General features: G+C 61.4%; 18 protein-coding genes. 11 read left to right on the plus strand and 7 right to left on the minus strand.

What is annotated here, in order from left to right; genetic code table 11:
* The first annotated feature begins 92 nt into the window (after positions 1–92).
* From rho to HAD_RS04360, 6 genes are all read left to right on the plus strand, one after another.
* Entirely contained in the window at positions 93–1382 is a 1290-nt protein-coding gene (gene rho / locus HAD_RS04335) for a transcription termination factor Rho (RefSeq protein ID WP_321360217.1), read from the plus strand.
* Positions 1383–1398: 16 nt separating this feature from the next.
* Complete coding sequence (mnmE, locus tag HAD_RS04340; protein WP_035569633.1) at positions 1399–2724, plus strand: tRNA uridine-5-carboxymethylaminomethyl(34) synthesis GTPase MnmE; 1326 nt, start codon at positions 1399–1401, stop codon at positions 2722–2724.
* A gap of 65 nt (positions 2725–2789) precedes the next feature.
* The gene (gene mnmG, locus HAD_RS04345) at positions 2790–4655 is read left to right on the plus strand and encodes a tRNA uridine-5-carboxymethylaminomethyl(34) synthesis enzyme MnmG (protein WP_035569634.1); all 1866 of its coding nucleotides are present in this window, start codon (positions 2790–2792) and stop codon (positions 4653–4655) included.
* A 3-nt stretch (positions 4656–4658) separates the two neighbouring features.
* Positions 4659–5279 carry a 16S rRNA (guanine(527)-N(7))-methyltransferase RsmG gene (rsmG, locus tag HAD_RS04350; RefSeq protein ID WP_051595914.1) on the plus strand — a complete coding sequence of 207 codons (621 nt, stop codon included), beginning with the start codon at positions 4659–4661 and terminating at the stop codon, positions 5277–5279.
* On the plus strand, positions 5275–6078 hold the full coding sequence (locus tag HAD_RS04355; RefSeq protein ID WP_034767098.1) for a ParA family protein: 804 nt from the start codon (positions 5275–5277) through the stop codon (positions 6076–6078). The genes rsmG and HAD_RS04355 overlap by 5 nt, the downstream gene beginning before the upstream one ends.
* 5 nt (positions 6079–6083) lie before the next feature.
* Entirely contained in the window at positions 6084–6998 is a 915-nt protein-coding gene (locus HAD_RS04360; protein ID WP_035569635.1) for a ParB/RepB/Spo0J family partition protein, read from the plus strand.
* Between the two features lie 3 nt (positions 6999–7001).
* Here the strand turns inward: HAD_RS04360 and holA are convergent, their stop codons facing one another.
* Genes holA through HAD_RS04380 form a run of 4 tightly spaced genes read right to left on the minus strand, consistent with a single transcriptional unit; the run spans position 7002 to position 11537 of the window.
* On the minus strand, positions 7002–8036 hold the full coding sequence (gene holA / locus HAD_RS04365) for a DNA polymerase III subunit delta (RefSeq protein ID WP_035569636.1): 1035 nt from the start codon (positions 8034–8036) through the stop codon (positions 7002–7004).
* The gene (gene lptE, locus HAD_RS17795; RefSeq protein WP_051595915.1) at positions 8036–8509 is read right to left on the minus strand and encodes an LPS assembly lipoprotein LptE; all 474 of its coding nucleotides are present in this window, start codon (positions 8507–8509) and stop codon (positions 8036–8038) included. Before lptE ends, holA begins: the two co-directional genes overlap by 1 nt.
* A complete protein-coding gene (gene leuS, locus HAD_RS04375) occupies positions 8506–11070 on the minus strand; it encodes a leucine--tRNA ligase (protein ID WP_035569637.1) in 2565 nt (854 codons plus the stop codon). The genes lptE and leuS overlap by 4 nt, the downstream gene beginning before the upstream one ends.
* 38 nt (positions 11071–11108) lie before the next feature.
* Positions 11109–11537, minus strand: coding sequence for a DUF3576 domain-containing protein (locus HAD_RS04380; protein ID WP_035569638.1), 429 nt, complete (start codon positions 11535–11537; stop codon positions 11109–11111).
* A 103-nt stretch (positions 11538–11640) separates the two neighbouring features.
* On the opposite strand from HAD_RS04380, the gene HAD_RS04385 reads away from it, so the two are divergent.
* Positions 11641–12807: a porin gene (locus HAD_RS04385; RefSeq protein ID WP_035569639.1), complete on the plus strand. Its 1167-nt coding sequence runs from the start codon at positions 11641–11643 to the stop codon at positions 12805–12807.
* Positions 12808–12887: 80 nt separating this feature from the next.
* The gene (locus HAD_RS04390; protein WP_035569640.1) at positions 12888–13346 is read left to right on the plus strand and encodes an NtrZ family periplasmic regulatory protein; all 459 of its coding nucleotides are present in this window, start codon (positions 12888–12890) and stop codon (positions 13344–13346) included.
* Between the two features lie 19 nt (positions 13347–13365).
* Here the strand turns inward: HAD_RS04390 and HAD_RS04395 are convergent, their stop codons facing one another.
* Positions 13366–14010 carry a thiamine phosphate synthase gene (locus HAD_RS04395; protein WP_162177466.1) on the minus strand — a complete coding sequence of 215 codons (645 nt, stop codon included), beginning with the start codon at positions 14008–14010 and terminating at the stop codon, positions 13366–13368.
* Between HAD_RS04395 and HAD_RS04400 the strand changes: the two genes are divergently transcribed.
* Positions 13994–14659 carry a YggS family pyridoxal phosphate-dependent enzyme gene (locus HAD_RS04400; RefSeq protein ID WP_035569641.1) on the plus strand — a complete coding sequence of 222 codons (666 nt, stop codon included), beginning with the start codon at positions 13994–13996 and terminating at the stop codon, positions 14657–14659. The genes HAD_RS04395 and HAD_RS04400 overlap by 17 nt on opposite strands.
* Here the strand turns inward: HAD_RS04400 and HAD_RS04405 are convergent.
* Positions 14650–15171: a L,D-transpeptidase family protein gene (locus HAD_RS04405; protein WP_035569642.1), complete on the minus strand. Its 522-nt coding sequence runs from the start codon at positions 15169–15171 to the stop codon at positions 14650–14652. The two genes, HAD_RS04400 and HAD_RS04405, sit on opposite strands and share 10 nt — an antisense overlap.
* A gap of 99 nt (positions 15172–15270) precedes the next feature.
* Here HAD_RS04405 and HAD_RS04410 point away from each other — a divergent pair, with 99 nt between their 5' ends.
* Together HAD_RS04410 and HAD_RS04415 are read left to right on the plus strand one after the other, a co-directional pair.
* The gene (locus tag HAD_RS04410; protein WP_035569643.1) at positions 15271–15957 is read left to right on the plus strand and encodes a response regulator transcription factor; all 687 of its coding nucleotides are present in this window, start codon (positions 15271–15273) and stop codon (positions 15955–15957) included.
* Entirely contained in the window at positions 15954–16406 is a 453-nt protein-coding gene (locus HAD_RS04415; protein ID WP_035569644.1) for a GNAT family N-acetyltransferase, read from the plus strand. The genes HAD_RS04410 and HAD_RS04415 overlap by 4 nt, the downstream gene beginning before the upstream one ends.
* Here HAD_RS04415 and HAD_RS04420 read toward each other — a convergent pair.
* Positions 16403–17209: an exodeoxyribonuclease III gene (locus HAD_RS04420; RefSeq protein ID WP_035569645.1), complete on the minus strand. Its 807-nt coding sequence runs from the start codon at positions 17207–17209 to the stop codon at positions 16403–16405. The two genes, HAD_RS04415 and HAD_RS04420, sit on opposite strands and share 4 nt — an antisense overlap.
* Positions 17210–17337 lie beyond the last annotated feature (128 nt).

Genomic DNA, 17337 nt, shown 5'->3' on the forward strand with positions numbered 1-17337 from the left:
TGCACAGTCCTTGTGCCTTGCAACGCTGTTTGCGCTGCCCGGGCCTCCCAAAACCCGTCTCCCGCAGACCCCTACAATTGGAATCCATCGGCATGGCCTCTTCGATGCTCGACAACGTCACCAGCGTGACCCTTCGTGAACTGAAAGCGAAGTCACCTGTAGAGCTACTCGCTTATGCAGAAGAGCTGGAAGTCGAAAACGCCTCCTCTATGCGGACGCAGGACATGCTCTTCGCGATCCTGAAAGAGCTGGCCGACAGTGAAGTGGAAATCACGGGCCAGGGTGTTCTGGAAGTTCTCACAGACGGCTTCGGCTTCCTTCGTTCGCCGGAATCTAACTATCTGCCCGGTCCGGACGACATCTATGTCAGCCCGGAAGTCCTGAAGAAGGGCAACATCCGCACGGGCGATACCGTGGAAGGCCCGATCGTCGCGCCGCAGGACAGTGAGCGTTACTTTGCCCTGACTGACGTGTCGCGGATCAATTTCGAAGAGCCGGACAAAGCCAACAAGAAAGTCCACTTCGACAACCTTACCCCGCTCTATCCGGAAGAGCGCCTGCGCATGGAAAGCCAGGACCCGACCCGGAAAGACCGTTCCGGCCGCGTGATCGATATCGTCGCGCCGATCGGCAAAGGCCAGCGTGCCCTCATCGTGGCCCCGCCGCGCACCGGTAAGACCGTGCTGCTGCAGAACATCGCCTCGGCCATCGAGGAGAACCACCCGGAATGCTACCTGATCGTGCTGCTGATCGACGAGCGTCCGGAAGAAGTCACCGACATGCGCCGCACGGTGAAAGGCGAAGTTGTCGCCTCAACCTTCGACGAGCCGGCAACCCGTCACGTTCAGGTCGCCGAAATGGTGATCGAGAAAGCCAAACGCCTCGTTGAGCACAAGCGGGATGTCGTCATCCTGCTCGACTCGATCACGCGTCTTGGCCGCGCCTACAACACGACTGTCCCCTCTTCCGGCAAGGTGCTGACCGGTGGTGTCGATGCCAACGCCCTGCAGCGTCCGAAACGTTTCTTCGGGGCCGCCCGGAACGTGGAAAATGGCGGCTCTCTCACCATCGTCGCAACAGCGCTGATCGATACCGGAAGCCGGATGGACGAAGTCATCTTCGAGGAATTCAAAGGCACGGGTAACTCCGAAGTCGTGCTCGACCGGAAGATCGCCGACAAGCGGACCTTCCCGGCCATCGACATCATGAAGTCCGGTACGCGGAAAGAAGAGCTGATCACGCCGCAAGATCAGCTGTCGAAGATCTACATTCTTCGCCGTATTCTTGGACCGATGGGCACCAATGATGCGATCGACTTCCTGATCGACAAGTTGCGCCAGACGAAGACAAACGACGAATTCTTCGAAGCGATGAAGAACTGACGGGAGGCGTTTGGCCATGAGCGAGCGCGACACGATCTGCGCCCTCGCTTCGGGCCAGCCCCCTGCTGCAATCTGCATCCTGCGCCTGTCGGGCGACAAGGTCTGGAAGGTCGCCGGCGCCCTGCTCGAATGCGGCCTGCCTGAGCCACGGCATGCAACCCTCACAAAATTCCGGGATGAAGACAGCACGCTGATCGACGAAGGCCTCGCCCTCTTCATGCCAGGGCCGCATTCCTACACAGGCGAAGACACGCTGGAGCTGTATCTCCATGGCGGTCCCGCTGTGATCAAACACTCACTAGAGACTTTGACAGCCCAGCCGGGTGTACGGCTCGCAGAGCCGGGAGAGTTCACACGCCGCGCCTTTGAGGCTGGCAAGCTGGACCTGACCGAAGCTGAAGGCGTGGCCGATATCATTGAAGCCGAGACCGAAGCGCAAAAGGCCCAGGCGCTGCGTCAGCTGACTGGCGGCCTGACGGAGACCTATGATCGCTGGCGGGCCGAGCTGACGGGCGTCCTCGCCCTGATCGAAGTCATGGTCGATTTCCCGGATGAAGGCGACACGCCGGAAGATACGGTTCGGCCGATCCTCGACAAGCTGGATCTGATCATCACAGAGCTGGAGGACGCGCTCGGCGACCGGGGTATCGGCGAGAAAATCCGGGACGGATTCCGGGTGGCGATTGTTGGTCCTCCGAATGCCGGCAAGTCTTCCCTGCTCAATCGGATCGCCCGCCGGGAAGCCGCCATCGTGACCGACATTGCCGGGACGACACGTGACGTGGTCGAGGTCCGTCTCGTGCTGGGCGGCCAGGTCGTCTGGCTGGCAGATACAGCCGGTCTTCGGGAAACGGCAGATATCGTAGAAGCCGAAGGTGTCCGCCGGGCGGAACGTGCCGCGCGTGAAGCTGACCTCCGCATTCATGTGATCGACGGGGCGAATCCGGAACCGCCTGCCGGGCCGGTGGAACAGCAGGACATCGTGGTCTTCAACAAGGCCGACCAACGCTCTGCCGCTCTGGCACCCGACAGCGCCCTGCCCGTTTCGGCTGCGACCGGTGAGGGTGTTGAAAAACTGGAATCCTGGATCGGCAGCTTCATTTCCCAACGCGCCGCCTCCGTGGAAGCCCCGGTCATCACGCGGGCGCGCCATCGGGAGAAGCTGAGTGCAGGTCTCGCCAGTCTGGCCCAGGCCCGGCAGCTGCTCGAAGATGACATGGGTGCAGAACTTGCGGCCGAAGATGTCCGCATGGCGCTGCGCCAACTGGGCGCTGTGATCGGGACGGTCGGCGTGGAAGATATTCTGGGCGCTGTCTTCTCCCAGTTCTGTATCGGCAAATGACCCCTAGGGTTTAGGCGCACCCGGCGTTATATAGCCCGCTCATTATCCACAGGATGAGCAGAGCCATGACGGGAAATACCCGCTTTGATGTCATTGTCGTCGGTGGCGGCCACGCCGGATGCGAAGCCGCATCCGCTGCTGCGCGCTATGGCGCGAAGACGGCGCTGGTAACGCACAAGATATCCACGATCGGAGAGATGAGCTGCAACCCGGCGATTGGCGGGCTGGGCAAGGGTCACCTCGTCCGGGAGATCGACGCGCTCGATGGCCTGATGGGACGGCTCGCCGACAAGGCGGGTATCCAGTTCCGCATGTTGAACCGGTCCAAAGGCCCCGCCGTCTGGGGTCCGCGTGCTCAGATCGACCGGAAGCTTTATCGCCAGGCTATGCAGGAAGAGATCCTGAACCACACCAATTTGACAGTCATTGAGGATGGCGCCGAAGATCTGATCGTGAAGGACGGGCAGGTTGCAGGTGTCGTGGGCCTTGGTGGCGACTCTTATCATGCGGCCAAAGTGGTCATCACAACCGGGACTTTCCTGAAAGGCGAGATCCATATCGGCGCAAAGCGTATTCCGGCAGGCCGGGTTGGTGAAGCGCCGGCAATTGGTCTGTCAGACCGGCTCTACAGCCTGGACCTGCCGATGGGCCGTTTGAAAACCGGCACGCCTGCCCGGCTGGATGGCCGGACCATCGACTGGGATCGGCTGGAAATGCAGCCGGCCGATGAGACGCCTGTGCCCTTCTCCTACATGACGGACCGGATTGATGTGCCGCAGATTTCCTGCGGCATTACGTGGACCACGCCGGAAACCCACGCGATCATCGAAGAAAACATGGAACAGTCGGCCGTTTATTCCGGGGCGATTGCGGGCCGGGGTCCACGTTATTGCCCCTCCATCGAAGACAAGGTGAACCGGTTCGCCGACCGGGACCGGCATCAGGTTTTCCTGGAACCCGAAGGTCTCGACGATCACACGGTCTATCCGAACGGCATTTCCACATCGCTTCCCGAAGAGGTCCAGGAACAATTCGTCCGGACGATCCCCGGTCTGGAGAATGTGAAAATCCTCCAGCACGCCTATGCCATCGAATATGATTATGTCGATCCGCGCGCCCTGAATGCGGCGCTGGAAGTGAAGGTCCTGCCCGGTCTTTATCTTGCGGGCCAGATCAATGGCACGACTGGCTACGAAGAAGCCGGCGCCCAGGGCCTTATGGCCGGACTCAATGCGGCCCGCGCCACGGACGGGAAAGATCCAATCATTCTGGACCGGGCCGAAGCCTATATCGGGGTTCTTGTCGACGATCTGATTACACGCGGTGTGACGGAGCCCTATCGGATGTTCACATCACGGGCGGAATACCGGTTGGCCCTTCGCGCTGACAATGCCGATCAGCGTCTGACCGGGAAAGGAATCGAGGCCGGATGCGTCGGTCCGGACCGGGCGGCGATGTTTCACGTGAAACATTTGGCCCTCTCGGAATCCCGAAAAACGCTCCAAACCCTGTCATTGTCCCCCGCCAAGGCCCGGGAGGCCGGGTGGAACGTTAATCAGGATGGCCGGGTCCGTACCGCCTGGGAATATCTCGGATACAAGGACATCTCTCTCGAGACGCTCGTGAAAGTTTGGCCGGAGCTTTCCGGAATTGAACCGGACATCGCGGCACAATTGGAAATCGAGGCGCTTTATTCGGGATATATCGAACGTCAGGCCGGAGATGTCGAAGCGCTCCGCCGGGATGAAGCGCTCCGTATTCCCGAGGCAATCGACTATTCGGCGATTGGCGGCCTTTCAAACGAAGTCCGGCAGAAGCTTGAGGCCATTCGTCCGGCCACGCTCGGACAAGCTTCCCGCATTGAGGGAGTCACGCCAGGTGCCCTCACGGCACTATTGGGTCACGTCAAACGCCGCCGGAAGGCGGGCTAAGTCATGGTAAATCAGGATCGCGCGGCCTTTCTCGCCGCAGAGGATGTTTCACGTGAAACACTGGAGCGGCTGGATCGTGTCATCGCGACGCTCGACGAGTGGCGGAAACGCAGCAATCTGATCGGCCCGAGGGAATGGCCGGTGATCTGGACGCGACATGTCGCCGATTGTTTCCAGCTTCTGGATCATCTTCCGGATGATGCGAAGGTCGTGGACCTGGGATCAGGGGCCGGCTTTCCGGGATTGATCATCGCGGCCGCCCGGCCGGCGGGTCATGTGACCATGATTGAAAGCGTCGGAAAGAAGTGTGCGTTCCTGCGCGCCGCCATTGAGGCCGCAGGTCTGACGGCATCTGTTCGTCAGGAGCGGGTCGAATCTGTGGGCCCCATACCGGCCGACTATGTCACGGCGCGGGCTTTTGCACCGCTTCCGAAACTGCTCGAATATGCTGCGCCCTGGCTCGAACAGGGTGCATCAGGGCTTTTCCTTAAAGGCGAACGCTGGAAAGAAGAATTGACGGAGGCTAGCCAAACATGGAACTTCGCTTATGAGGCGATTCCAAGCCGGGTTGGTGGGTCAGGTACAATTCTGATTGTCAGGGAGCTACGAGGTGGCAGGTATTAGGCCTAGAATCTTTGCTGTCGTGAACCAAAAGGGTGGCGTCGGCAAAACCACAACTTCAATCAATCTCGGAACGGCGCTTGCCGCCGTTGGCCGCCGCGTCCTGATTGTCGACTTCGACGCACAGGGCAACGCCTCCACCGGTCTGGGAATCGAACGAACCGACCGCGCGACGACGTCTTACGACATCGTCGTGGATCGTTTGCCATTGGAACAGGCGGTTCTGTCGACCATCGTTCCACGCCTCGACATTGTCCCTGGTGATGAGAACCTGTCGGGCGTCGAGACGGAACTGGCCGCAGATCCGCACCGGTCCTATCGCCTGCGTGAAGCACTCCACAACTATGTTGACCGCGCAGAAGAGCAGGGTCTGCCGCGCTATGACTACATCCTTATCGATTGCCCGCCGTCACTGTCGGCGCTGACGATGAACGCCATGACCGCCGCCGATGCGCTGCTCGTTCCGTTGCAGTGCGAGTTCCTGGCGCTCGAAGGTCTCAGCCAGTTGCTTCGTACCGTGGATGTCGTGCGTCAGGGCCTGAACCCGAATCTGGAAATCCAGGGCGTTGTGCTGACCATGTATGACCGGCGCAACAATCTTTCGGACCAGGTGGCCGATGAGGTCCGGGCCTTCTTCGGCAACAAGGTCTACAACACGGTGATCCCGCGCAATGTGCGTCTGTCTGAGGCACCATCCTTCGGCAAGCCAGCGCTGCTGTATGATTATCGCTGTCCGGGCAGTGAAGCCTATATCCGGCTCGCCTCGGAAGTTCTGCAGCGCGAAAAGGCACGGGCGGCCTGACCGACATGGCAAAGGAATCCAAACAGAAACCAAGCCGCCTCGGTCGTGGCCTGTCATCCCTGATTGGCGAGGTCGAAGCATCGACGCCAGCAAAGCCGGAGCCGGGAACAGGGGCCGCTCCCGCAGGCGTCAATGAAATTGCGATCACGAGCATCCGGCGCAACCCGTCCCAGCCGCGCCGGACATTCGATGAAGCCGCCCTGCAGGAACTGGCGGAATCGATCCGCACCAAAGGTATTCTTCAGGCCATTCTTGTCCGGCCCGATCCGAAAGATGCTGGCAAGTATCAGATCATCGCGGGAGAGCGCCGTTGGCGCGCCGCCCGGCTTGCGGGTCTCGAATCGATCCCGGCTGTCGTCCGGAACGTCGACGAGCTGGAGCTGCTGGAAGTCGGCATCATCGAAAATGTGCAACGCGCAGATCTCAATCCGATCGAAGAGGCTGAAGCCTATGAAGCGCTGATGAGCCGGTTTGGGCGGACTCAGGAAGGCCTCGCCAGCAGCGTCGGCAAAAGTCGTGTACACATCACCAACACGCTCCGTCTGCTCCAACTGCCGGATGCCGCGCGGGCCTATGTTCGTGAAGGCAAGGTCAGTGCGGGCCATGCCCGTGCAGCACTTGGGGCACCGGATCCGGAAGCCGTTATCGAGATGGCAGCGGAACGCGGCCTCAGCGTCCGTGAGGTCGAAGCCCTGGTCAAAGGCGCCCGGGATGGCGGGTCTCTGGAAACGAGGTCTGCCAAGCCCAAGGCCGCCGAAAAGGATGTCGATACGGAAGCGCTGGAAGCCGACCTGATGCGTCAGCTTGGCCTGCAGGTGGATATCCGGCACGGCCAGAATGGCGGGGAACTGCGTATCAAATATCGTGACCTGGAGCAGCTGGACGATGTCTGCCGCCGGCTGACACGGCGCAAGACCTGATTCCTAACGGGCGGCCTCTGCCGCCCTTGCAAGATCATTCATCAGTACACGGACAACAGCGTCTGTACTGCCGCCCGCCCGCTTTGCCTGGGCTTCGGCGTCATAGATCCGTTCCATCACGCGGGTGAGGCGCCTGACAGGCCATTTGCTGAGACGGGCGCGATAAGCAGGCCATTCACTCTGCCAGACGGGCGGGCGCAGCTTCATGTTCGGGTTAGACTGTCCTTCTTCGATCCGGACATGCGCGTCCAGCATCCGGCGAACCTCGAACTGGAGTGAACGCAGAACGCTGATCCCCGCCGTGCCAGCCAAAGCGAGTTTTTCGAACGCGGCATTGGCGGCTGCCGGATGGCCGTCCAGCGTGGCCGAAATGGCCGTTGACAGAGTCTGTTCGAACTCGGTTGCGCAGAGCGCCCGGACATCCGCCACCGAAACGGCCCTGCCGAGGCCACGGGCATAGAGTCCCAGTTTTTCGATTTCGGAATTGGCGGCCATACGATGCCCGGGCAGGTCGCCGACGAACAGACGCAAGGCTTCAGGATCGATGTCGACCCCGGCTTCCTTGAGCGCCTGCTTGGCGCGCTGCTCGATATCAACACCTTCATCCGCGAAGAACTGAAGACCGGCTGTCCGTTTTGCCGATTCAGCCGCGCTGCGAAGCTTGGACTTTTTCGGCAGGCTGCCAGCCTCGATCAGCAGATGTGCACTGAACCGGCCATCACTTTTATCGCCGTCTTCAATCGCCTCGATCAGCAGTTTTGCGATCTTGTCGCCGCTGGTTCTCACGCGAACAACACGTGGATCGCCCAACAGGGAAACGGCTTCGAGTGCGTCGAACAAAAGGGCAGGTTCTTTTCGGATAGCGTCGTCGTCCAGCAGGGTGACGTCGGCATGTGCGTCCTTGCCCGCCCAGGCGGAAATCAACAGCTGGCCATTGTCGCTGGCCAGGCCCTCGTCCTCTCCAAAGGCAAGCACCGCCCAGACATCGGGATCCGGCTTCCGGGCAAAGGATGCAGCCTTTTTGCCCTGGAGCAGCATCAGTTTTTCGTGGAGAGCTGCAACCGCAAGTCATCGACAATGCGGCCGGCCAGGACACGCATCACCCGATCGCTTGCATTGGTCTGGGCTGAAATGTCCCCATAAGGTGCGTCCGGCACGGAGAAGCTGGTTTCGGCATCGGAATTTCCGAAGACGCTGATTTTCTCCCCCGACAGCACATAGGATGCACTGGCATTATAGGATGAACGCGATGCGGCCCCGTCCGGTTTGAACTGCAGCCGGGTTAGCCCGTCACTCAGCTTCACTTCAAGGGTCGCCGTCGTGCTGAGATTCGGCAGGCCTGCGGCGAGTTCCTGCTGCAGCGCGCGGCGCAGCATATAACCCGAGCGGCCTGGAATCTCTTTGATGGTGATGTTGCCGGACGCAAACGATGCGCTGCCGCCAGGCGCATAGACAGGCTGGAAGCCGCAGGCCGGCAGAACAAGAGCGAGCGCGATCAGGAAGCGTTTCATGCCACCACGATATTCACGATGCGGCCCGGCACGACAATGGTTTTCTTCACGGTCTTGCCTTCGATAAACGAGACCACTTCGGGCAGGGCGTGTGCGACAGCCTCCACGGCTTCGTTGGATTCGCCTTTCGGGACGGTGATTTCGCCGCGGCGCTTGCCATTGACCTGAACGGCCATGGTCACGGCATCGTCCTCGGTGAGCGTCTTGTCGGCCACTGGCCAGGGCGCAGCAGACACAAACCCTTCTCCGCCGATCCGTTCCCAGCAGGATTCGGCCAGGTGCGGCATGAAAGGTGTCAGGCAGCGGGCCAGCATGGAGGCACCTTCAAAGCGGGCCCCGACAGCTTCGTCCGAAGATTCGGCTTTTTTCAACACGCTCACCCATTCATGGATACTGGCAACGGCGGAGTTGAAGCGGAATTCCTCAATGGCTTTGTCGATGGCGGCGACAGCCTTGTGGCTTGCCTTGCGCACCGTGATGGAGGCGGCATCTTCGGCAGGGCTGGCTTTTTCCAGATCGCCCAGCGCGTCGAACAGGCTCCAAAGGCGCTGCCCAAAGCGGCCTGCCCCTTCAACGCCAGCCTGGGTCCACTCAACATCGCGCTCTGGCGGGGAGTCGGACAGCACGAACCAGCGGGCAACGTCGGCCCCGAACTCGGCAATGATCGCATCGGGATCGACCGTGTTCTTCTTGGATTTCGACATCTTCTCGATCGGACCAGGCGTTACGATTCCGCCAGTGGCCTTTTCAATCCAGGTGTCACCTTCCTGCTCGACTTCCGATGGCTGCAGCCATTGCCCGGCGGCGGACTTGTAGGTCTCGTGGGTCACCATGCCTTGTGTGAACAGGCCGGCGAAGGGCTCGCCGCTCGGCAGGTCGAGTTCGCCTATGTCCCGCATCGCACGGGAGAAGAAGCGGGAATACAACAGGTGCAGCACGGCATGTTCGATGCCGCCGACATATTGATCGACCGGCAGCCAATAGGCGCGTTCTTCCAGATCGTCCGCGCTGGCGAAGCGCGCATAGTACCAGGAAGAATCCACGAACGTATCCAGCGTGTCGGTTTCACGCCGGGCCGGTTTGCCACACTTCGGACAGTCGACATGTTTCCAGGTCGCGTGCCGGTCCAGCGGGTTCCCCGGCTGGTCAAAGGTCACATCGTCCGGCAGGCGTACGGGCAGGTCGCTTTCCGGCACCGGCACCACGCCGCAATTCTCACAGTGTACCACCGGAATGGGGCAACCCCAGTAACGCTGCCGGGAGACGCCCCAGTCACGCAGGCGGTAGTTCACCGTACCGGCGCCGAGACCCATGCTCTCGATTCGTTCGATTGCGGTGCGTTTGGCGTCTTCAATGCCGAGGCCATCGAGGAACTCGGAATTGAAGATGGAGCCGGGGCCGGTATAGGCCTCGTCTTCAACCGTGTAGCTGGCCCGCTCGGCGCCAGGCGGCAGCACGACGGGCGTGACGTCCAGACCGAATTTGCGGGCAAACTCGATGTCCCGCTGGTCATGTGCCGGACAGCCGAAAATCGCGCCGGTGCCATAACCCATCAGAACGAAGTTCGCGACCCAGACCGGTAGGGTTTTTCCGTCCACGAACGGGTGCTTCACAGTCAGGCCCGTGTCGAAGCCCAGCTTCTCGGCCTTCTCGATGGCCTCCTCGCTGGTGCCGACCTGGGCGCATTTCCCGCGGAAGGCTTTCAGCTCTTCGGAGGTTTCCGCCAGCTGGATAGTCAGCGGATGATCCGGCGACAGGGCAATGAAGCTTGCACCGAACAGCGTGTCCGGCCGTGTCGTGAAAATTTCGATGCCGGTGTCGAAATTGGCCGGCGCGTCGCCGTCCCACTCGAACTGCATCTGCAGGCCTTCCGACCGGCCGATCCAGTTCGCCTGCATGGTGCGCACCTTTTCAGGCCAGCGCTCCAGCTTCTGAACTTCTTCCAGAAGGTCCTCGGCATAATGCGTAATGTTGAAGAACCACTGTGTCAGTTCGCGCTGCTCAACCAGCGCGCCCGAGCGCCAGCCGCGCCCGTCGATCACTTGTTCGTTCGCCAGAACCGTATTGTCGACCGGGTCCCAGTTCACCTTGGACGCTTTCCGGTAGACCAGGCCCTTGTCCAGCATCTTCAGGAACAGGGCTTGCTGCGCGCCGTAATATTCCGGGTCGCAAGTGGCAAATTCCCGGCTCCAGTCCAGCGACAGGCCGAGTTTTGCAAACTGGGCCTTCATCGCGGCGATGTTCTGGTAGGTCCATTTGCCGGGGTGGACGTTTTTCTCCATCGCGGCGTTCTCCGCCGGCATGCCGAAAGCGTCCCAGCCCATGGGGTGCAGCACATTGTACCCCTTGGCGCGGCGGTGGCGGGCAACGACATCGCCCATGGCGTAGTTCCGCACATGGCCCATATGCAGGCGCCCGGACGGATATGGGAACATCTCCAGCACGTAGGCTTTCGGGGCGTCGCCGGCTTCCTTCGGCGATTTCGCCCTGAACAGGTCCGCCTTGGCCCAGGCTTCACGCCATTTCTCTTCCGCGGTTTGCGGATCGTACCGGGTGGCCATTGGCCTCTCCCTTGATTGTCGTCTGATCTGACCGGCTTTTAGCCGAGTTGCGAGTTCTTGAGGTTCCGCGCGCGGTCAAGGATCGCATTTTCAAGCTGCATCGAGGTTTCCGGATCAACCGGTGCATCGACCCAGGTGCCATCCTGATTTATTTGCCGGAACACGGCCACTTTTACACCGTCGGCGCGTAGCCGGGTATCAAGGATATAGACAGTCGCCTTGATGCGTTCATTCTCGGAGCCCGGGAAGCTTTTCCAGTCATACACGATCAGGCCGCCGATCGGATCGGTGCTCTGCACGGGCATGTTGGTGAACGTGTCGAGCGAGGCGCGCCACAGATAGGGGTTCACTGTCCCGACATTCGTCGCAGCGACCTGGGCGTCTGCGCTGAGCCGCTTTCCACCACCTTGGCAACCGACCAGTGCAAACAGGGCAGCGGCTGCCGCGGAGAAGACATATTTGTTCATGAGGTAAGTTCCCGAGCGCAATACCTTGTAGACCGGCGTTGTATAACAACACGAGTCTGGGCTCGCCAGTGCTCATGTGTGCAGCACCCCGGAGGAGAAAAGCATGAAACGTCCGATCCTTCTGGCCTTTGTCTCGGCCACGGCCTGCCTGCCTGCGCTGGCTCAGGAAGATTGGTCCCTATGGGAAACGGACTGGAAGGCCGAGGCGGGCCTCGTGCTGTCGCCCGGTGCCGATCAGCCTGCGCTTTACCGGTTGGGCTTCGGCGTTGATACCAATCGCGCGCTGGACAATGGCCTTGTGCTTGGGCTGGCGCTGCAGATGGACGCCCAACAGGACCATCCATCCCGGCTGGGATTTTCCGGCATCGTTGCTGCGCCGGTGCCCGGTACGCCCGCCATCGCCGGGGCCTTCAGCGGGCTCGCCCGGTCGCCAGGCATGGAAGACGATGGCGCGCGCAGCGTTTTGCAGACAGCCTATCTCTACGCCGAGGGCGGATATGGTGAAGTCCGCCTCGGGCGGGACGAGGGGATTGCGAAACGGTTCTCACAGGGCGCGCCCTCCCTGTTTTCGACGGTTTCACTGCACGCCCCCAGACTGGATCCGGACGGCGGGGCGATTGTGCGGACGGATCATGACCTGACGGGTCCGGCCGCAAAAGTGTCCTACACCACGCCGAGAATCGTCGGTTTCAAGGGCGGACTTTCCTATACGCCCGACGCAGATGTGCGTGGTCTGGACCGCGATCCGGTGCGGATCCTGCCCGGCACGGCCGCCTATTCGATCTCCGATGCAGGAGAAGCCAGCCTCAGTTTCAATCACCGTTTCAGGGAAAGTGGCGTGCGCGTGCGCGCATCAACAGCGTGGAGCCGCGCGGACGTCGATGCGTCTCCGGTGTCACCGGTGACATACGGCACGGTGGAAACCTTGTCGTTCGGCGCAAATGCAGAGTGGAAGGATACAGTTGTCGGTGCCAGCTGGCAGGGCAGCGATAATGGCCTGACGGGACGTCCAGGGGACTATTCGGCCTGGACTGCGGGGATCACGCAATCGGCTCTCGGTTTCGACTGGGGCGTTGAATATGGCCGCGCCACCGACGAAGCCGCAGGCGTCGAAGGGGAATCCTGGCGCGCCGGACTCGCCCGGCCGGTGACTGAGTCTGCACGAATTGCGTTCGGATACCGTCATGACCAGCTGGATTTCACGGCAGATGCGGCTTCTTACCCCCTTGGAGGGGAAGGAATTGTGATAGAAATCACACTATCGCATTAGTTTATCAGGACTGTCCGATAATTAATCTTCTGTTTAGGTCATCGGACCCCTAATGTTAGGCGAGGAAAACGGTGCAAATTATGCGGCTTGGGCTTCTGCTCACTTGTGTGTTCTCAGCGACGGTTCTGGCGATGCCAGCAGCCGCGCAGGAGGATTCGCGCGTGCCGACGGTCACCGTGGATACACCGCAGCTTTCCGAAACTGAGGCCGGCAAGATCGACTGGTATCGCCAGTTTGCCATTTCAAAGCCGGTCGATGCCCGCCCCGTCTGGCAGGCTGAGCCGTCTGAAGATGTCTCCATGCAGTTCTCCGGCAGTGATCGCTGGGAATTCCGGATCGACAGGCTGTCGCGTCCATCTGCGAGCCTTTCCCCGCTTCCACGCCAGGAAATGCAGGCCGGAGCCACCTTCAAGATCACGCCGCGTTTTTCGGTCGGCGGTGAAGTCAGCGTCGGTGCCGACGATCTGAACGCCGTTTCGACGTGGGAAGAGCGTGACATGGAAACCGGTGTCCGTCTGAAGTCCGCCTTCAAGTTCTAAGGCCGTTCCAGATCCGGGCCTATGGGCCGAATACGGCCTCTATTCCTTCAATTGCTGCAATACCTGCAACAGGGGCGACCTGACCGGCCGTGTCTGCGTTGATGCCGCCGAGCGCATAGACCGGTAGGGCGGATGCGCGCGCCAGTTTGCGGACCTTCAGCGGGCCGAGCGGCGTGCGGGCGCTGGGGCTGGCAGACGGGAAGGCCGTGGACAGCAGGGCTGCGTCGAATCCTGCATCCTGTAGCAACCGCAACTGTTCCGGCGTGTGCGCGCTGGCGGTCATCAGGGAAAACCGGGTACGCCACTTTCTGGCCTCGCCCCGCGCGGCGAATGGCCAGTGCACACCGTCTGCGCCGACCTGCATGGCGAGCCGGGGATCGTTTGCGATGAGGAGCCTGACATGCCGGTTGCGGCAGACTTTGGCCAGATCAGCAGCGACTTGTGCGTGCCCCGGCTGACCATAATGCCGGTAAACCAGACCATGCCATGACGATAACCGACCAGCCGTGACCACCGGATCCGGCGTCCGGACCGGATCGGTCAGGTAAAGGACCGGCGGCAAGCCGGACGGCAGGTGCCGGCCCGCGACACGTGCGGCGGTGCGGAGCTTGCGTTCCGCGCGGTTTCGGTCTTCCTGCATCATCGTGATGACTGATACCGACACACTCTCCATTGCCAAGCGCCGCGAGGCGGTGCTGGCCGAACTTTCCGACGCCGCCTCCCCGGCGCCCCAGCTGGTGGCGGTGACAAAAACGCAGCCTGACGCGGCAATCGACGAGATCCTCGCCACGGGCCAGCGCGTGTTCGGCGAAAACCGCGTGCAGGAGGCCGAAGCCCGCTGGAGCGGCCGACGGTCCGCCTATCCGGACCTCGAATTGCACCTGATCGGCCCCTTGCAGACCAACAAGGCCGAAATCGCGGTGCGCCTGTTTGACGTGATCGAGACGCTGGACCGTCCGAAACTGGCCGATGCGCTGGCAAAGGCGATGGAAAAAGTGGGCCGCGCCCTGCCCGTCCTGATCCAGGTGAATACCGGCGAGGAGCCGCAAAAGGCCGGTGTGGCCCCGCACGAACTGCAGCAACTGCTACAGTATGCACGTGATAAGGGTCTCGATGTTCAGGGCCTGATGTGCATCCCGCCCGTGGACGAGCCGGCCGGACCGCACTTCGCCCTGCTCGCCAAGCTGGCAAAGGAGGCGGGCCTTTCCGTGCTCTCGATGGGTATGAGTTCCGACTATGCGACCGCCGCCAGGTTCGGCTCGACACATGTTCGCGTCGGGTCCGCGCTGTTTGGCCCGCGGGACTATCCCTGATCCTGGAGCCGGATCTCGATCTCCGATCCGCGGGCCGACAGGCGCAGGATTTCCAGCATGTCATCCAGTGTCACGGCGACACAGCCAGCCGTCGGGCCCCAGTCGGGCCGGGCGAGGTGCAGGAAGATGGCGCTGCCAAGCGGCGGAACAGGCGGGTCGTCATTATAGCCCAGCTCCACGATGACATCGTAGACATGGTCTTCCAGCCAGAGATTCTCGTGGCTGGCCGAATAGGGCAGCTTGACCCAGCGATTGTAGAGCGGGTCATCTGGCGCATCGCACCAGCCGTCTTCCGGGGTCAGCGGCACAAGCGGCAGCAGGGTTTTCGGGGCGTCCAGCCGGTCGGGCCTGTAGAAGACGCGGCGCATGGGCCAGGTGCCGGCGGGCGAAAACCCATCACCTTCCCGCTTGTCCTTGCCTGCGATGATACCGCTGCGCCCGACCGAACACCGGGTTTCCCGGCCGGCCAGCAGGAAGCGTCCATCTCCAAAGGCAACAAAATCGGCGCTCACGGCACCCTCCCGCTCTTGTGATCGTTCGTGCGTTACATTCATATGGCATCGTGAAGCGATGTGGATAGAAGCAGCACTCACTTGAAACAGGAGAGTCGCATGGCTGCCAAGAAAACGGTCCTTCTGGTGGACGATGATGAAGACCTGCGCGAGGCACTGGCAGAACAGTTCGAGCTGCACGACAGTTTCGAAACGATTCAGGCCGCCAATGCGAATGAGGGCATCGATGCCGCCACCACCCAGCGCATTGACCTGATCCTGCTGGACGTGGACATGCCCGACATGGACGGCCGCGAGGCCTGCAAAATCATGCGGCAGAAGGGCGTCCGTGCCCCGGTGATCATGCTGACAGGACAGGATGGCGATGCCGACACGATCCTTGGCCTCGAATCCGGCGCCAATGATTATGTGACCAAGCCATTCAAATTCTCCGTCCTGCTGGCCCGTGTCCGGGCCCACCTCCGGAGTTTCGAACAGTCCGAAGACGCGACATTCAAGGTCGGCCCTTATGAGTTCCGCCCCGCGATGAAGCTGCTGGTCACCGATGAAGACAAGAAGATCCGCCTGACGGAGAAGGAAACCAACATCCTGAAATATCTCTACCGGGCGGGCGGCAAGCCGGTGGCGCGCGATGAGCTGCTGGCGGAAGTCTGGGGCTACAATGCCGCCGTCACGACCCACACGCTGGAAACGCACATCTACCGCCTGCGCCAGAAAGTCGAGCCGGACCCGGCCCACGCCCGCCTGCTGCTGACCGATGCGGGAGGTTACCGCCTGCAGCCGTGATCATAAGGCCTGCTACGCCTGCGGATTATCCGGCACTTGCCGACCTCTGGTTTGACAGCTGGCAATCCATTGGCATTTCGAACGAAACAGACCTGGACCGCGCAGGCGTGCACGAACGGTTCCACCGCGACGCGGCGGGTCGCTGGAGTCTGTACACGGCCGAACTCGACGGCATGCTGGTCGGCTTTCTGGCGCTGGTCCCTGAACTATCCCGTATCGATCAGATCTTTGTTGCGCCTGCCGCCAAAGGCAGCGGTGTTGGCCTTGCCATGCTCAATCATGCAAAGGGGCTGATGCCCGGCGGCATGGTTCTGACGACGCATGAGGCCAATGGCCCTGCCCGCGCTTTTTATGAATCCCGGGGCTTTGTTCTGACCGGAACCGAACCGGATCCCGTGCACCGGCGGACGAAGTGCCACTATGCCTGGCGGCCGGCAGCTCCGGCTTAACCTGCCTTGATCTGCACACTGACCGGTGCGTGGTCTGACGGTTTCCAGCCACCGCGCCAGCCGAGATGGATCTTGTAGCTGTCGACCAGCGTGTCCGGCAGGCCCGCCTGATTGACCCAGATATGATCCAGGCGCCGTCCGCGGTTCGAGGCGGCCCAGTCCTTCGCGCGATAGCTCCACCAGGTGTAGAGCTTCTGCTCGTCCGGCACGGCGAGACGGGCGATGTCTTCGAATTTTGCCTGCTTGCGGGAAGCTTCCAGCCGCTCGGTCTCGCCCGGCGTGTGGGAGACGATCTTCAACAACTGCTTGTGCGACCAGACATCGTTTGCGTGCGGCGCGACGTTCAGGTCGCCGACCAGAATGCGCGGCGTTTTCGATTGCTTCTTGTAGGCCGGGCCCAGGCGTTCGAGGAAATCGAGCTTGTGGGCGAACTTCTCGTTCTTGTCCGGGTCGGGCACGTCTCCGCCGGCGGGCAGGTAGATATTGTGAATCTCGATCCCGGCGACCTTCGCGGCGATGACACGCGAATGGCCTTCCCGGCACAGGTCTGGCGCGTCGATGCGCTCAATCGGCAGGCGTGAGGCAATGGCCACGCCATGATGGCCGCCCTTCTGGCCGTTCAGCACCAGATGCTTCAGCCCCATTTCATTGAAGGCCTTTTCGGGAAACTCCCCGTCCTGGCATTTGGTTTCCTGCAGGCAGATCACATCCGGCTTTTGTTCTTCGACAAAGGCCGCGATGTTCGGGGCCCGCAGGCGAACCGAGTTGATGTTCCAGCTGACGATCTTGAGCGGTTTTGGCATCCGGGCTGCGTAGCATTGTTCCCTGAAACGTCAACGCGCCCGAACGCGGGGGGTTCGGGCGCGTCAGACGCGGTTTCCAACGTCTCGCCGGGAGGGGAAGGCTCCGGCTGCGACAACACGGTAGTTCA

It is taken from the genome of Hyphomonas adhaerens MHS-3 (genome assembly GCF_000685235.1).
Lineage (GTDB): Bacteria > Pseudomonadota > Alphaproteobacteria > Caulobacterales > Hyphomonadaceae > Hyphomonas > Hyphomonas adhaerens.

Coding starts and splice junctions, on each gene's coding strand:
- rho (WP_321360217.1), top strand. CDS start 93: ATGGCCTCTTCGATGCTCGACAACGTCACCAGCGTGACCCTTCGTGAA.
- mnmE (WP_035569633.1), top strand. CDS start 1,399: ATGAGCGAGCGCGACACGATCTGCGCCCTCGCTTCGGGCCAGCCCCCT.
- mnmG (WP_035569634.1), top strand. CDS start 2,790: ATGACGGGAAATACCCGCTTTGATGTCATTGTCGTCGGTGGCGGCCAC.
- rsmG (WP_051595914.1), top strand. CDS start 4,659: ATGGTAAATCAGGATCGCGCGGCCTTTCTCGCCGCAGAGGATGTTTCA.
- HAD_RS04360 (WP_035569635.1), top strand. CDS start 6,084: ATGGCAAAGGAATCCAAACAGAAACCAAGCCGCCTCGGTCGTGGCCTG.
- holA (WP_035569636.1), bottom strand. CDS start 8,036: ATGCTGCTCCAGGGCAAAAAGGCTGCATCCTTTGCCCGGAAGCCGGAT.
- lptE (WP_051595915.1), bottom strand. CDS start 8,509: ATGAAACGCTTCCTGATCGCGCTCGCTCTTGTTCTGCCGGCCTGCGGC.
- leuS (WP_035569637.1), bottom strand. CDS start 11,070: ATGGCCACCCGGTACGATCCGCAAACCGCGGAAGAGAAATGGCGTGAA.
- HAD_RS04380 (WP_035569638.1), bottom strand. CDS start 11,537: ATGAACAAATATGTCTTCTCCGCGGCAGCCGCTGCCCTGTTTGCACTG.
- HAD_RS04385 (WP_035569639.1), top strand. CDS start 11,641: ATGAAACGTCCGATCCTTCTGGCCTTTGTCTCGGCCACGGCCTGCCTG.
- HAD_RS04390 (WP_035569640.1), top strand. CDS start 12,888: ATGCGGCTTGGGCTTCTGCTCACTTGTGTGTTCTCAGCGACGGTTCTG.
- HAD_RS04400 (WP_035569641.1), top strand. CDS start 13,994: ATGACTGATACCGACACACTCTCCATTGCCAAGCGCCGCGAGGCGGTG.
- HAD_RS04410 (WP_035569643.1), top strand. CDS start 15,271: ATGGCTGCCAAGAAAACGGTCCTTCTGGTGGACGATGATGAAGACCTG.
- HAD_RS04420 (WP_035569645.1), bottom strand. CDS start 17,209: ATGCCAAAACCGCTCAAGATCGTCAGCTGGAACATCAACTCGGTTCGC.